This is a genomic window from Bordetella genomosp. 13 (assembly GCF_007679965.1).
GTDB lineage: Bacteria > Pseudomonadota > Gammaproteobacteria > Burkholderiales > Burkholderiaceae_B > Bordetella.
On the sequence record NZ_VEHL01000014.1, the window covers coordinates 1 to 15,272 of the forward strand.

A 15,272-nucleotide genomic window follows, 5' to 3' on the forward strand; every position below is an offset into this window, starting at 1 on the left:
ACAGCGCCAGCTGCGCGCCCAGTGGCTGCACACCTGCGACGAGCGCGCCATCCTGGCCAGCTTCGACGGTTTCCATATGGACGACGTGCATGCCGACCTGCCGTCGTTGAAGGTTCCCGCGCTGCTGATCACCGCTGCGCGCGGCGACGTGGTGCAGGACGAAGACGTGGCCGAGATCCAGCGACTGGCGCCGGGCACGAAGCACGTGCGCGTGGCCGAGGCCGGGCACATGATTCCCTGGGACAACGAAGAGGGCTTCTATCAGGCCTTCGGCGCGTTCCTGGGCGCGGCGCTGCCGCCGCGCTAGACCCATTCCACACAGGAGCACGACATGCCAGTCAGCGACTACGCCATGATCGAAGCCTGGAAAGAGGTGCTGACCCTGTCCCGCCTGGAAGCGGGGCAGACCGTCACCATCCTGACCGGGGCGACCACCCATCCCCAGACCCTGTCGGCCGCGCTGATCGCGGCGCAGTCGCTGGGCGCCATCGTCAACCGCCTGGACCTGCCGCCCGTCAACGGCGAGAAGGCCCTGAGCCGCGACACGCTTGCCTACCTGGGCACCACGCCGCTGACGGGCAACAAGGCCGCCATCGCGGCGCTGAAGGCCAGCGACCTGGTGCTGGACCTGATGACGCTGTTGTTTTCGCCCGAGCAGCACGACATCCTGGCGGGCGGCACCAAGATCCTGCTGGCGGTGGAGCCGCCCGAGATCCTGGCGCGGATGGTGCCCACCGCCGCCGACCGCGAGCGCGTGAGGGCCGCGTCCGCCCGCATCGCCGCCGCCAAGACCATGCACGTGACCTCGCCGGCCGGCACCGACGTGCGATTCAAGCTGGGCGAGTTCCCGGCCATCAGCGAGTACGGCTACGTCGACGAGCCCGGGCGCTGGGACCACTGGCCCAGCGGCTTCTCGCTGACCTGGCCCGACGAGGGCAGCGCGGAAGGAACGATCGTGATCGATCGCGGCGACATCCTGCTGCCGCAGAAAAGCTATGTGAACGAACCCATCCGGCTGACGGTGCAAGCCGGCTACGCCACGCGCATCGAGGGCGGCATCGATGCCGAACTGCTCAGCGAATACATGGCCTCGTTCAACGACCCGGAAGGGTATGCGATCTCGCACATCGGCTGGGGGCTGCAGCCTCGCGCCAGCTGGACCACGCTGTCGCTGTACGACCGCGAGGCCACCATCGGCATGGACGCGCGCGCCTTCGAGGGCAACTTCCTGTTCTCGCTGGGCCCCAACAACGAGGCCGGCGGCAGCCGCACCACGGCCTGCCACATCGACATCCCGCTGCGCCGCTGCACCGTGCGGCTGGACGGCGACACCATGGTGGAGAACGGCAAGGTGCTGTATCCGCCGCAACACACAGGAGCCCAGGCATGACCCAGACCGCACAGACCGCCGAGACCGAGGTCTATCGCCGGCAGAGCTTCGGCACCCCGCTGCCGCTATCGGCCCCGTACGGCCTGCTGATCGTGGACTTCGTCAACGGCTTCGCCGACCCGGCCGTGTTCGGCGGCGGCAACATCCGGCCGGCCATCGACCGCACCGTGGGCCTGCTGCAGGCCGCGCGCGAGCGCAAATGGCCGGTGGCCCACAGCCGCATCGTCTACGCCGACGACGACGCCGACGCCAACGTGTTCTCGCTGAAGGTGCCGGGCATGCTGGGGCTGAAGGAGGCCGTGCACAACAGCGCCATCGTGCCCGAGCTGACACCCGCGGACGGCGAGCTGGTGGTGCGCAAGACCGTGCCGTCCGCGTTCTTCGGCACGGGGCTGTCGGCCTGGCTGTCGTTCCATGGCGTGCAGACGCTGCTGGTGGCGGGCGCCGTCACCAGCGGTTGCGTGCGGGCCAGCGTGGTGGACGCCATGCAGTATGGCTTCCGGCCGCTGGTGGTGACCGACTGCGTGGGCGATCGCGCCATCGGCCCGCACGAGGCCAACCTGTTCGACATGGAGCAGAAATACGCGGCGCTGATGGCGCGCGACGAAGCGCTGGCGGCAACCCGGGCGGGATAGGGGACAAGGGCGGCGGGCGACGGCGTGACTCTGCGTGCTTCTCCGGCGCCGCGTGGGCTTGCCTGGCCGTTTGCCGACGGCGGTCGGCCCGCGGGATCGCGGCTCGCTTATGCTGCGCCGGGCCGGACCGCCTGGTCGTCCTCGAGCAGGCGCCCGGCCCTGGACGACAGCGCCGCCCCCGCGCGGTGATAGCCCACGACGCTGGCCACGCTGGCGTGGCCCGTCAGCGCCATGGTCTCGCCCAACGGCAATTCCTGGCGGCCCGCCTCGGTGACGAAGCCCGAGCGCAGGCTGTGGGCAGCGTAGTCGCCCTGCAATCCGGCCAGCGCGGCGCGCTGCTGCACGATCTTGCGCACGGCCTCGGCGCCCAGCCCTGGTCCGACCACGCCGCCACGCCGCACGCGGCGGAACAGCGGCCCCTCGGTGATGCCGGCGGCCGTCAGCCACGCCTGCAGGGCCACGGCCGCCCGGCCCACCACGGGCTTGTGGCTGTCGGCGCGCTGCGCGCCTTCCTGGTTGGTCTTCGACATTCCCATCGTGTAGAGAAACCCCTCGGGCACGCGCCGCGTGTTCTCCAGGGTGGCGCGCACCACTTCCGAGCGGCGGCGTCCGCCGCTGGCCCAGGCGAACAGCAGCAGCGCGCGGTCGCGCAGGCCGATCAGCGAGTCGTCGCAGGTGGCCAGCAATTGTTCCAGCGGTTCCTTGGTCAACGCTTCCTTGCGCGCCGGCTGGACGCCGCGCTTGGCATAGGCGCTGCGCGTGCGCGCCATGACGGTCTGCACGGCGCGGCTGCGGCAGGGATTGGGCAGCTCCTTGGCTTCGTGCGCTTCGGACAGCACGGCCAGGCGGTGCCGCACCGTGGCCAGCGTGAACGGCCCCGGCCTGCGCTTGACGCGTGCGGCCACCAGCGCCGCGTCGATCTCCTCGGGCAGGTCATGGACCCGTTGCGCACCCTGGGCGTGTTCGACGTGGTCGGCGATGAATTGCAGCACGGTGGCGACCGGCAGCGGCAGGTGGAACGGCTGCCCCAGACGCAGCTGATGCCAGGCCGCCCAGTACTGAATGGCCGAGCGGTAGGCCGCGACGGTGTTCTGCGAACTGCCTTCGCGCAGCAAGGCGCGGATCGACGGACCGCTGGCGTGCAGGGCGGTCGACAGGGCGCTGCCCTCGGCCCGAGGCGCGATGGCGGCTTCGAACGGCGAGGAACCGGCTTTTTTCGTCACTGAATCTGCTCCAGGCAAGGTGTTGTATCAGATAATATGTATGCTGTATTATGTAATACATATTTGACCAATAAGAGCGGATAACTTTCAATTATCCGTCCTTATTCTACGCGGTACGTTCGTTGGCGTACCCACTCCCACGTCCAGCTGGAGAAAACCATGGCCCGAGGCATCACCGATCAAGACGTGTGGGCGGCCGCCGACGCTGTGCTGCGCGATGGGGAGCAGCCCACGATCGAGCGCGTGCGTCTGCACCTGGGTCGCGGATCGCCCAATACCGTCGGCCCGCATCTCAAGGCCTGGTTCAGGCAGCTCAGCGAGCGCCATTCGCGGCTGGGCGGGGCGCAGCAGGGCACGGCGGGCGGCTTGCCCGAGCCCCTGCTGCGCGCGGCGGCCGGCCTTTGGGAGACGGCCCTGGCCAGCGCGCATGACGCTTGGGCCGACGCCGCGGCGCAGGAGCGCGCGGCCGTGGCCAAGCAGCGCGAGTACGTCGATGCCGATCGCGCGGCGCTGCGGCAGGAGCGGGATCGCCTGCAGGCGCGCGAGACCGATCTGCTGGCCGCGGCCGACACGGCCCGCGAACAGGCCGCAGCCGCGGAAACCCGCCTGCGGGCGGCCGAGGCCCAGGTGCGCGATGGCGCGGCGGCGCTGAAAGACATGACGCTACAGCTGGCCGCCGCCCGCGAACGCGAGACGGCCCTGCAGCAGACCTTGCAAGCCAATCAGGCGGCCTACCAGGAAGCCCTGGCCAAGGCCGAGGCGCGCCATGCCACGCACGAGCGCCGCTGGTTGAGCGAGCTGGACGACTTGCGCCAGGCGCTGAAGAAAAGCGGGGAAGAGCAGGAGCGCGCCCGCAAGGCCGCGGATGCCACAGCCGCCACACTACGCGGGAATATCGAACAGGCGCGGTCCGACGTGGATGCTCAGTCGCAACGCGCACAGGCGGCCGAGGCCACGGTGCAGACCCTGGTCGCGCAGCTGGACGCCAGCCTTGCCGCCGCCGAGACCGAGCGTGCGCTGCGCAACGACACCGCCACGCAGATGCTCGGCCAGATCGGCAGCCTGAATGATCAACTGGCGGCGCGCGACCGGCAGATCGATCGCTTGCTGGCGCAACTGGCGGCGCGTAAGTTGGAGGTCCGTTCGCCAGCGGACCCGGCGCCGTCCGAAGCGAACACCGAAGCCGTGGCCAAGGAGGCAACTCTGGTAGTAGCGGAAAGGGCGGCCAAGCCTGACCAACCGCTTACGCGGTCGGGCATACGCCGTCAGCCTGCCAAGCGTGCCAGTTTGCGCCGCAAGCCGCCGACGCCGGGACGCAAGTCTTGACACCCGTTTGCCCCTCGATGCGACTCACCGCGAAGCCGGCGAGCAGGCCTCCCAGCGGGCCGGCGAGAATACCTGCGCCATCTCCAACCCGCCTCGGTCAAGAATCAGGTCGGCCAATATCTCTCCCACAGCCGGCGCGATCTGGAACCCCCCGCCCGAGAACCCGAACGCATGCAGCAGCCGAGGCTCCCGCGCGCTGGACCCGATCACCGGATTCTTGTCGCTGAAATACCCCTCGATCCCCGACCAGCAGCGGATCACCGCGGCATGCCGCAATGACGGCAGGATGGCCGGCGCCACCCGCCCAAGCTCCGCCATCGCCTCGCGTCCCGGCCGGCTGCGGTCGCCGGGCAGGGCGACGCCGTAGCCGCCGCCCATCACCACGTTGCCGCGCGCCACCTGCCGCGCATAGAACCCGCCGCCTTCCACGCCGAGCGACACGCCGATCTGCGGCGCCAGGGGCTCGGTCACCAGCATCGTCGGGCACTTGACCTGCAACGGCAGCGCATCGCCGAACCAGCCCGCGACCTTGCCGCCCCAGGCGCCCGCCGCATTGACGACGCGCGCCGCGCGGATGCGGCGCCCGTCGGCGGCCGCCAGCAGCAAGTCCTGGCCCAACGCGTCCACGTGCTCGATGGCGCAGTGCTCCAGCAGCACCGCGCCCGCCCGGACCGCCGCGCGAGCGAACGCCGGCCCCACCAGGCGCGGGTTCGCCTGGCCGTCCTCGGGGCACAGCGAGCCTCCCACCACATCGGGCCCCAGCGCGGGATAGCGGCGCCGCAGCGCCGCGCCCTCGATGATCTCCAGCCCGAGATCGAACTGCCGCACCTTGTCGCGATACGCGATCAGCTTCTCCAGGTCCGCCTGCGAGCGGGCCAGCTTGAGGTGCCCACTGCGCACGTACTCCGCGTCGGTGCCCACCAGGCTTGCCAGCTTTGGCCAGATGCGATGCGCCCGTTGCGCGATGTGCAGTTGGGCGATGGAACGCCCCTGGCGGCGCACGCCGCCGAAATTCACGCCGCTGGCGCGTGCGCCGCTGACGCCGCGCTCGATCAGCACCGTGGGCACGCCCGCCTGGCGCAGCGCCAACGCCGCGCTGGCCCCGACCAGGCCCGCGCCGATGATGGCGACCTCCGTCTCGAACGTCGTCATGATGGGGGGCCGCCCAGCGCCGTCAGTGGCAGCGGCTTGACCGGCGCCTGCCCGCGCAGCCGGCCGACGGCCGACACCGGCAGCCCGCGCGACTGCGCCAGCAGCTCGGCCGCGCCGGCCTGGCACATGCGGCCCTGGCAGAGGCCCATGCCGATGCGCGTGATCGCCTTCAGGCGGTTCAGGTCGTCGATGTCGTACTGCGCCGCGGCCGCACGCAGCGCACCGGCGCGCACCGCTTCGCAACGGCATACCATCACGTCGTCGTCGCATGGGGCGTCGATGCCAGGCTGCGGAAACAGGCGGTCCAGTCCGGCACGGAACGCCACTAGCCGCGCCTGCCTGCGTCGGAGCGCCTGCACGCGCGCGGCGTCGACCGCCACGCCGCTGTCGGCCAGCATGGCCAGCGCGGCCCGCTCGCCGGCGATCTCGGCCATGGCCGCGCCGCCGATGCCGGCGCCGTCGCCCGCCAGGTACACGCCCGCCGTCGAACTGCGGCCGTCGGCATCGCGGCGCGGCAGCCACGCGCGCTGCGCCGCGTCGAAGCCGAAGCTGCAGTCCAGCAGGTCGGCCAGCTGGGTTTCCGAACGCAGCCCGTGACCCACGGCCAACGCGTCGCAGGCGATGCGGTGCTGCTTACCGTCCAGCGTCACGCGCACGGCCTCGATGCGGTCCGTGCCTTGTGCGGCGTCCAGCCGCGCGCCGCGATGCAGCGGCACCCCATGGCCGCGCAGCCAGGCCATGTAGTACAGGCCCTTGGCCAGGGTGGCCGGCTGGCGCAGCAAGGCGGGCAGGGCGGCCGCGCGATTCACCTCGGGCGCGTTGTCCACGACCGCCTGCACCCGGGCGCCCGCGCGGGCGTATTGATAGGCCACCAGGTACAGCAACGGCCCCGTGCCCGCGAACACGATACGTGGCCCGAACACGCAGTGCTGGCTCTTGAGCGAAATCTGCGCGCCGCCTAGCGTATACACGCCGGGCAGAGTCCAGCCCGCGAAGGGCAGCACACGGTCCGTGGCCCCGGTGGCCAGCAGCACGTGGGTGTAGGGCACCGCGTCCAGGCTCTGGTCGGACGCCAGTTCAAGGTAACCGGGCCCCGCATTCCACACGGCGGTGGCCGGCCGGTAGTCCGCCTGGCTGCGCAGTTGCGCGCCCAGTTCATGGATGGCTTGCGCGCGCTTCCACTCGAAGCCATAGCGCTGGCGTGCGCTGGCGCGCTGCGGCTCGGCGCCCTGGCGATAGATCTGTCCGCCGGGCAGCGGCGCCTCGTCGATCACCACGGGACGGACGCCATGGCGCAGCAAGGTGTGGGCGGCGCGCACGCCGGCCGGCCCGCCGCCCACCACGACCATGGACGGCGCCGCACCAGTGCCCGATTCGCCAGGCGGGCGCGGCGCCAGCATGCCCGCCGCGCAGAGGTCCGAGTCGTCCATGCGGCTCATGGCAGCGCTCCCGGCGGATGGCCGACCAGCGCCATGCCGTCCTGCGCGAGCGTCGAACAGGCGCGCAGGCGCCGCCCGTCCACGCACTGCACCCAGCAGTCCTGGCACGCGCCCATCAGGCAGAAGCCCGCGCGGGGCGCGCCTTCCAGCGTCACGCGCAGATGGTCCTGCGCCAGCAGCAGGGCGGTCAGCACGGTGTCTCCCTGGCGGGCGGGAATCGGCCGGCCATTCCAGCTCAGGGTCAACGGGGCACTGGCGGGCCTGGACAAGCGGCGCAGCAACGGCATCAGGGTCGCGCCTCGCGGATCTGCGACAGCGTGCGGTCCGGCAGGATCAGGTCGGCGTCGTAGCGCAGGTCCAGCACGGCCGGCAGACGCTCTCGCGTGGCATGCGCCAGGGCCTCGTCGTAGGCCGGTGCGAAGTCTTCCGTGCGCGTCACCACCTGCCCGTAGCCGCCATGGCTGCGGCCCAGCTGCGCGAAATCCGGATTGACCAGCTCGGTGGCCAGCGGGCGCCCGGGAAAGGCGCGCTCCTGGTGCAGACGGATGGTGCCGAACAGCCCGTTGTTGAAGACCAGCACGACGATGCCCAGCCGATACTGGGCGGCCGTGGCCAGCTCCTGCGAGGTCATCTGGAAGCAGCCGTCGCCGGCGAAGCACACCACCGTGCGCCGGGGCGCGTGCAGCTTGGCGGCGATGGCCGCGGGCAGGCCGTATCCCATGGCGCCCACGGCGGGCGACAGCTGGCTGCCCAGTCCCTTGAACAGGATGTGCCGGTGCGCATAGAGCGCATAGTTGCCGGCGCCGACAGTCACGCAGGAATCGGCGGGCAGCGTGGCGGCGACGTGGCGCGCGGCCACGTTCAGGTCCAACGGTCCCGGCTGCGGCGCGGGCACGGCGGCGTCGCCGGCCGCCTGCGCGCCGCGGCGGCGCGGCAGCCAGCCGGGCGAGGGCGCCAGGGCTTCCACGGCCTGCGCGAAGCCGTCCAGGCTCGCCACGAGCCCTAGTTCGGGCACGCATACCCGGCCGATCTCGCCGGCATCGGGATGGATGTGCACCAGGCGCGGGCCGGGCACGGGCGAGGCCAGCCAGGTGTAGTTGATCGTGGTCGGCTCGCACAAGCGGGTGCCCAGCGCGATGACCAGGTCGCTGTCGGTCACCGCGCGCTTCTGGTTCGCCGGCATGCTGGCGCTGACCTGCCCCACGAAATTGGGATGATCATTGTCGAACAGCTCCAGCCGGCGCCACGCGGTGGCCACGGGCAGGTCGAAGCGCTCGGCGAAGCGGGCGATGCCGTCGCGCGCCGCGTCGGACCAGCCCGAGCCGCCCAGCAGCAGCAGCGGCCGCTCGGCGGATTCGATCAGTTCGCGCAGCCGTTGCAGCTCGGCGGGGCCGGGCTGCCCTTGCGCAGGCCGCGGCAGCGGCGCCAGCGGCACATCCACGACTTCGTCCAGCATGTCGTCCGGCAAGGCCAGCACCACCGGACCAGGACGGCCGCCGGTGGCGATGGACCAGGCGCGCGCCAGGTACTCCGGAATGCGGTCCGCCCGCTCGATCTGCGCCGCCCACTTGGCCAGCGGCGCATACATGGCGCGGTAGTCCACTTCCTGGAAGCACTGCCGGTCGCGGGCGTCGCCGCCCACCTGTCCGATGAACAGGATCATGGGCGTGGAATCCTCGCGTGCGGTATGCACGCCGATCGCGGCATTGCAGGCGCCGGGGCCGCGCGACACGAAGCAGATGCCCGGCTGGCTGGTCAGCTTGCCCTGCGCCTCGGCCATGTAGGCGGCGCCGCCTTCCTGGCGGCACACCACCGATTCGATCTCGGCGGCATGCTCGTACAGCGCGTCGATGCAGGGCAGGAAGCTCTCGCCCGGCACCATGAACACGCGCCGCACGCCATAGGCGCGCAACTGCGCGACCAGCAGCGCGCCGCCGCTGCGCGGGCCTGCGGCCGAGGCGGATGCGTCCGGTCCCGTTCCTGCAGTCCGGCATGCGCCGTGGGTGAGGGCCGTCCCGATTACTGGTATACCTTCGTGCTGCGCACTCCGGTATTCGCCCTTGAGGCGGCTCGGCGGGCTCATGCCGCATCCTCCTGCATGGCGCGCGCCACCAGTTCGTCGCCGTAGTCGCGTTGCGCGGCGGCCAGGCTGACCTTGCCCCCGCGGATGTCGCGCCGCAGCTGCGCGGGATCGCGCTCGGCGGGCGTGCCGTAGCCGCCGCCGCCCGGCGTCTCCAGGCGCACCGACTGGCCGCTGGGCAGCGCATGGCCCGAGATCTTGTTGGCCAGCCGCTGCTCGTCGGCCCGGCCCGGGTTCTGCATCACGCGCGAGGTGCCGCCCTGCAGCCCGCCGTTCAGCCCCGCCGCGCCGAACAGCGCGGCATCGCAGCGGATCGAGCAGGTCAGGCGATCGTCCAGCGAGCGGATTTGCCGCGCGATGCCCATGCCGCCGCGGTGCCGGCCCGCACCGCCCGTGTCCTCGACCAGCGCGTATTCCTCGACCAGCAGGGGATACTCGATCTCCAGCGCCTCGGCCGGCAGGTTCGACGTATTGGTCACGTGCACCTGGATGCCGTCCATGCCGTCGCCCGCCGCGCGGCCGCCCGCGCCGCCGCCCAGCGTTTCCAGGTACACGTACGTGCCCTTGCCGTCCCGCATCGGCGCGGAGAACAGCATCGATGGCATCACGTCGTTGCACGAGGCCATGGCGCGGTCGGCGGGCAGCAGCTGGCCCAGCGCGCCGATGACGGTGCCGGCCACGCGCTGCGCGGTGGTGACCCGCGCGCCCACCGCGGCCGGAAAGCGCGGATTGGTGATGGTGCCTTCGGGCGCGCTGATGGTGATGGGCTGGAACATGCCGTTGTTGGGCATCAGCTCGGGGTCCAGCATCGCCTTCACGGCGAAGTACACGCTGGCGTGCAGGGCGCTGGCCGGCAGATTGAAGGCGCCGCGCGCCTGCTTGCCCGTGCCGGTGAAGTCCACGTGCAGCTGGCCGTCGCGGGCCTGCACGTTGGCCTGGATCACCACCGGGTCGCCGCCCAGTCCGTCGTCGTCCATGCGCTCGACGAAGGTCACGGACGTGTCCGGCAGCTGGGCGATGCGCTGGCGCAGGCGCCGCTCGGTATAGGCCAGGATGCTGTCGATGGCCGACAGCACGGTGTCCAGCCCGGACTGCTGCACCAGCTCCAGCATCAGCTTCGCGCCCTTGTCGTTGGTGGCGATCTGCGCGCGGATGTCGTGCATCCGGTTCTCCGGCTCGCGCGTGTTGTGGGCGATCATCTCCAGCAGGTCCAGGTCCAGCTCGCCGGCACGCACGATGCGCATGGCGGGCAGGCGCAGGCCTTCCTCCCACACGGTCTTCAGGTGGTGCGAGGTGGATCCCGGCACCGCGCCGCCCACGTCGGTATGGTGGCCGATGTTGGCGGCGAAGAAGCGCAGCACGCCGTCATGGAAGACGGGCGACACCACCGTGATGTCCGGGGCGTGCGTGCCGCCGGCCAGGTACGAGTCGTTGCACAGGAAGGCATCGCCCGGACGGATGCCCTGCGTGCCGTAGCGCCGCAGCACGGCATCGATGCCGCCGGACAGCGAGCCCAGGTGCACCGGCACGTGCGCGGCCTGCGCCACCAGGCGGCCGGCGGCGTCGAACAGCGCCACGGAGCAGTCCTTGCGCTCCTTGATGTTGCTGGAGAAGGACGAGCGGATCAGCGTGTTGCCCATCTCCTCGGTGATGGACAGCAGGCGGTTGCTGAACACCTCCATCTCGATGGCGTCGAAGTCGTCGGCGCCGGCGGCGGGCGGGGTAGGTAGCGTCATGGCTGGGCGCCTCGGGGATTCAGGTTGATCAGGAGATTGCCGTAGTCGTCGGCATGGGCCCGCTGGCCGGGCAGCACGACGGTGGTCGAGCTCATTTCCTCGACCACCGCGGGGCCTTCGATCGGCGTGCCCACGGGCAGGGCGGCGCGGCGGTACACCGGGGTGTCGACCCAGCCGTGCGCGGCGAAGTACACAGCGCGCGTCTGCTTGACCGCGCCGGCCAGGCTGGCGCCGCCCGCCACTCGCGCCATCGGGGCGCGCGGCACCAGGCCCACCGCGCGCACGCGGCAGTTGACGATCTCGACGGCGCGGCCGGCCGCGTCGTAGCCGTATTCGCGCACGTGCGCCGCGCTGAAGGCCGCCATGAAGGCGTCCAGCGGCATCAGCGCCATGCCGTCCAGCGGGACGGGGATCTCGAAGTTCTGGCCCTGGTAGCGCGCGTCGATGACGGCACCCAGGCGCTGCGCGTCATCCTTCACGCCTTCGCCGCGCAGCCAGTCGCGGGCCTTGCCGGCCAGCGCCCGCAGCGCCTCGTCCAGCATGCGCCAGCCCGCGTCGGTGGCGTGCCCCATCAGGGTCTGCACGAAATCCATCGAGACGTCCGACAGCAGGATGCCGCGCGCGCACATGGTGCCGGGCTCCTGCGGCACCAGCACCGTGCCGATGCCGCAGTCGCGCGCCAGCTCGGCGGCATGCAGCCCGCCCGCGCCGCCGAACGAGCACAGGGCGAACTTGCGGATGTCGTGGCCGCGCTCGGTGGACACGGCCCGCACGGCGCGCGCCATGTTCGAATTGGCGATGCGCAGGATGCCGTAGGCGGCTTCCTCCACACTCAGGCCCAGGGGGGCCGCGATCTGCGCCTGCAGCGCGGCGCGCGCCTCGGCCGCGTACACGCGCATGCGGCCTTCCAGCAGGGCCTCGGGGTTCAGGCGGCCCAGCACGACGTGGGCGTCGGTCAGCGTGACGAGCGTGCCGCCGCGCTGATAGGCGATGGGCCCCGGCACCGCGCCGGCGCTCTGCGGCCCCACCTTCAGGGCGCCCGCGTCGTCGATGCGCGCGATGCTGCCGCCGCCCGCGCCGATCACGTGCACGTCCACCATCTGGGTCTTGACGGGGTAGTCGGCCACCAGGCGGCTGGACGTGAACAGCGGCTGCAGGTCGGCCACCAGCGACACGTCGGTGCTGGTGCCGCCCACGTCGAAGGTGATCAGGTCATGGCAGCCCGCCACGCGGCCCAGCTCGGCCGCGCCGATCACGCCCGCGGCGGGGCCGGACACGCAGGTGCGCACCGGCGCGGTCAGCACCGATTCGACGGACATCAGGCCGCCATTGGAATGCACGGTGCTGGGCGCGGCCTCGACGGCCATGCGCCGCACCGAGTCGACCAGGTTGCGCATGTACGAGGCCATGCGCGGGCCCACGTAAGCGTTGAGCGCGGTCGTGGACATGCGCTCGTACTCGCGGAATTCCGGCAGGATTTCGCAGGACACGCTCAGATAGGCATCGGGCAGGTATTCGGCCAGGATCTCGCGGGCGCGGCGCTCGTGCGCGTCGTTGCGGTAGCTGTGCATGAAGCACACGGCCACCGCGTCGACCTTCTGTTGCGCCAGCTGCCGAGCCACGGCCACCACCTCGTCCTCGGCCAGCGGCTGCAGCACCGACCCGTCGGCCAGGATGCGCTCGCTGATCTCGAAGCGCAGTTCGCGCGGCGCCAGCGGCTCGGGCTTGATGACGTTGTAGTCGTACAGGTGCGGACGCGTCTGGCGTCCGATTTCCAGCACGTCGCGGAACCCGCGCGTGGTGACCAGCGCCGTGCGCGAGCCGCGCCGCTCGATCACCATGTTGGTGGCCACCGTGGTGCCGTGGCCCACGTGCACCAGTTCCGCGCCAGCGATGCCGTGCTCCTGCATCAGGTGGGCCAGGCCCGACTGGATCGCCTGCGAGGGATCGTGCGGCGTGGACGGCACCTTGAAGTAATGCAGCTCGCCGGTATGCTCGGCCAGCAGGGTGAAATCGGTGAAGGTGCCCCCCACGTCGAACCCGACGCGGAAACGGCGCGTGGACGAGGGTTGGGCGGATGCGGTCTGAGTCACGCAGGTCTCCAGAATGCGGGCGCGCCGAACGTGGCGCCGGCAATGACGGAATCCTAGCGATCGACCATCATTCGATCCAATCAAAGATTTGCATTGGGCATGATCACTGTTGTGAATGTCGCTCGCACGTCGAACCCACCCGCGCTCAGTATGCGTGCGACTGCGCCGACGGCGAGGCGTCCAGCCGCATGCCCTGCGCCTTGCACACCTTCAGGATCTCCTCGCGCAGCCAGCGGTGGGCCGGCTCGTGGTCCGAGCGCTCGTGCCAGATCAGGTTGACGGTGCGCTGCATGAAGGGGAAGGGCGGATCGACCGCCTCCAGCTGGTGGCTGTGCGGGCTGTTGCGCACGGTGTTCAGCGGCACCACGCAGATCAGGTCGGTCTCGGCCAGCAGGCGCGGCGCCAGCGAGAACTGGTTGATGGTCAGCACCACATTGCGCTGGTGGCCGTGCGCCGCCAGCTCGTGGTCGATCAGGGCAGGCGTGCCCAGCAGGCTGACCATCAGGTGGCGCGCCCGCAGGAAGTCGTCCAGCGTGAAGCGCGCCTGGGACAGCAGCGGATGGCCCTTGCGCATGGCGCACACATAGGTCAGCGTCTCCAGCGGCAGGGTGCGCAGCGACGAGCCGAAATTGGAATACACCCCCGCCGCCATCTCGACCTCGCCCTTCTCCAGCAGCGCGCCCGCGTTGTCCAGCGAATAGGGATGCAGGTGGATGCGGATGTGGGGCGCCACGGCCTGCTGTTCGACGAACAGCGGCCGGATGATCTGGTCGGCCACGTAGTCGGACATGGCCATGCGGAACACGGCCTGCGAGCGAGCCGGATCGAACTCATTGTGCTCCAGGGTCTCGGCGATGCGGCCGAGGGCCTCGCGGATGGGCGGCCACAGCAGCTCGGCGCGCGGGGTGGGCAGCACGCCGCCCTGCACCTTGACGAACAGGGGATCCTGCAGCGTCAGCCGCAGCCGGTTGATGGCGTTGCTGACCGCGGGCTGGGTCATGTGCAGCGCGACGGCCGCGCGGGTGACGTTGCGCTCGCTCATGACGGCATGGAAGATGCGCAGCAGGTTCAAGTCGATCGCGCCCGGCACGGTGGCCTCCGTTATCAGCTTCCTTGATGAGCTTTTATTTTAAATGTTGATTGGTCATATAACGGTGGACCGCTTACGCTTTGCCGGGTTCGAGAGCAGTAACGACAACATGGGGAACCCATCGATGGCAGTGCACCTGAAGTCATTGGCCGCCGCGTGCGCGGCGCTGCTGGTCGCCGGCTCGGCGGCGGCGGACACCTATCCCAGCAAGCCGATCACCATCGTGCTGCCGTACGCCACGGGCGGCACGGCCGACATGCTGGCGCGCTTCTCCGCGCAGGCGCTGACCAGCGAGCTGGGCCAGCCGGCCATTGTCGAGGCCAAGCCCGGCGCCGGCGGCGTGCTGGGCACCGAGTTCGTGGCGCGCGCCGAGGGCGACGGCTACACGCTGGTGCTGACCGCCAGCGGCACCATGGCCGTGAATCCCTACGTCTACAAGCTGCGCTACAAGCCGCTGGAAGACTTCAAGCAGGTCACGGTCCTGGTCGACCTGCCGTTCGTGGTCGTCACCAATCCCGGCTTTCCGGCCAGGAACCTGAAGGAATTCATCGACTATGGCCAGAAGCATCCCAACGGCATCACCTTCGGCAACGCCGGCCTGGGCACGCAGCAGCACCTGACGCAGATGATGTTCGCCAAGGCCGCCGGCCTGCAGGTCAACATCGTGCCGTACAAGGGCAGCAGCCCGGCAATGAACGACCTGCTGGGCGGACACATCAATGCCGTGCTGGACAACACGGGCGTGCAGACGCCCTTCATCCAGGCGGGCAAGGTCAATCCGCTGTTCGTGACCAATCCCGAGCGCCTGCCGTCGCTGCCCAATGTGCCTACCGCGCAGGAGGCGGGCCTGCCTGGCTTTACGGCCGTCGCCTGGTTCGGCCTGGCCGCGCCCAAGGACACGCCCGATGCCGTGGTGCAGAAGATCCAGCAGAGCCTGGCGCGCGAGTTCGCCAAGCCCGAGATGCAGCAGCGCCTGACCGAGCTGGGCATGATTCCGCGCATCTCGACGCCGGCGGAAACCACCGAACGCGTCGAGCACGACCTGGCCACCTTCGGCCGGATCGCGCGCGAGATCGACCTGCAGCCCATGTAGTCCGATGCGCGGGTC

The 15,272-nt window shown here is 70.7% G+C and carries 13 protein-coding genes; 5 read left to right on the forward strand and 8 right to left on the reverse strand.

Annotated features, from left to right (window positions below):
* The 3 genes from FS845_RS25495 to FS845_RS25505 all read left to right on the forward strand — a co-directional run.
* A partial coding sequence (locus FS845_RS25495) for an alpha/beta fold hydrolase (RefSeq protein ID WP_144641164.1) occupies positions 1-307 on the forward strand: 307 nt, incomplete at its 5' end.
* Between the two features lie 24 nt (positions 308-331).
* Positions 332-1,390 (forward strand): 2,5-dihydroxypyridine 5,6-dioxygenase, encoded by a 1,059-nt coding sequence (locus FS845_RS25500; RefSeq protein WP_144641168.1) that lies wholly within the window; start codon positions 332-334, stop codon positions 1,388-1,390.
* On the forward strand, positions 1,387-2,025 hold the full coding sequence (locus FS845_RS25505; RefSeq protein WP_144641171.1) for an isochorismatase family protein: 639 nt from the start codon (positions 1,387-1,389) through the stop codon (positions 2,023-2,025). The genes FS845_RS25500 and FS845_RS25505 overlap by 4 nt, the downstream gene beginning before the upstream one ends.
* A gap of 107 nt (positions 2,026-2,132) precedes the next feature.
* Here FS845_RS25505 and FS845_RS25510 read toward each other — a convergent pair whose 3' ends face one another.
* Positions 2,133-3,140, reverse strand: a complete 1,008-nt coding sequence (locus tag FS845_RS25510; protein ID WP_144641574.1) for a site-specific integrase — start codon at positions 3,138-3,140, stop codon at positions 2,133-2,135.
* Positions 3,141-3,434: 294 nt separating this feature from the next.
* On the opposite strand from FS845_RS25510, the gene FS845_RS25515 reads away from it, so the two are divergent.
* The gene (locus FS845_RS25515) at positions 3,435-4,574 is read left to right on the forward strand and encodes a DNA-binding protein (protein ID WP_186332428.1); all 1,140 of its coding nucleotides are present in this window, start codon (positions 3,435-3,437) and stop codon (positions 4,572-4,574) included.
* Positions 4,575-4,598: 24 nt separating this feature from the next.
* On the opposite strand, the gene FS845_RS25520 is transcribed toward FS845_RS25515, so the two are convergent.
* The 7 genes from FS845_RS25520 to FS845_RS25550 all read right to left on the reverse strand — a co-directional run bounded on the left by FS845_RS25520 (position 4,599) and on the right by FS845_RS25550 (position 14,164).
* A complete protein-coding gene (locus tag FS845_RS25520) occupies positions 4,599-5,726 on the reverse strand; it encodes an NAD(P)/FAD-dependent oxidoreductase (RefSeq protein WP_144641177.1) in 1,128 nt (375 codons plus the stop codon).
* Entirely contained in the window at positions 5,723-7,126 is a 1,404-nt protein-coding gene (locus FS845_RS25525) for an NAD(P)/FAD-dependent oxidoreductase (protein WP_144641577.1), read from the reverse strand. The genes FS845_RS25520 and FS845_RS25525 overlap by 4 nt, the downstream gene beginning before the upstream one ends.
* 35 nt (positions 7,127-7,161) lie before the next feature.
* Positions 7,162-7,452 carry a (2Fe-2S)-binding protein gene (locus FS845_RS25530; RefSeq protein WP_144641180.1) on the reverse strand — a complete coding sequence of 97 codons (291 nt, stop codon included), beginning with the start codon at positions 7,450-7,452 and terminating at the stop codon, positions 7,162-7,164.
* Positions 7,452-9,248, reverse strand: coding sequence for a thiamine pyrophosphate-binding protein (locus FS845_RS25535; RefSeq protein WP_144641183.1), 1,797 nt, complete (start codon positions 9,246-9,248; stop codon positions 7,452-7,454). The genes FS845_RS25530 and FS845_RS25535 overlap by 1 nt, the downstream gene beginning before the upstream one ends.
* Entirely contained in the window at positions 9,245-10,981 is a 1,737-nt protein-coding gene (locus FS845_RS25540) for a hydantoinase B/oxoprolinase family protein (protein WP_144641186.1), read from the reverse strand. The genes FS845_RS25535 and FS845_RS25540 overlap by 4 nt, the downstream gene beginning before the upstream one ends.
* On the reverse strand, positions 10,978-13,074 hold the full coding sequence (locus tag FS845_RS25545) for a hydantoinase/oxoprolinase family protein (RefSeq protein WP_144641189.1): 2,097 nt from the start codon (positions 13,072-13,074) through the stop codon (positions 10,978-10,980). Before FS845_RS25545 ends, FS845_RS25540 begins: the two co-directional genes overlap by 4 nt.
* 145 nt (positions 13,075-13,219) lie before the next feature.
* Positions 13,220-14,164, reverse strand: a complete 945-nt coding sequence (locus tag FS845_RS25550) for a LysR family transcriptional regulator (RefSeq protein WP_144641192.1) — start codon at positions 14,162-14,164, stop codon at positions 13,220-13,222.
* 124 nt (positions 14,165-14,288) lie between these two features.
* On the opposite strand from FS845_RS25550, the gene FS845_RS25555 reads away from it, so the two are divergent.
* The gene (locus tag FS845_RS25555; RefSeq protein WP_144641195.1) at positions 14,289-15,257 is read left to right on the forward strand and encodes a Bug family tripartite tricarboxylate transporter substrate binding protein; all 969 of its coding nucleotides are present in this window, start codon (positions 14,289-14,291) and stop codon (positions 15,255-15,257) included.
* Positions 15,258-15,272: the final 15 nt, after the last annotated feature.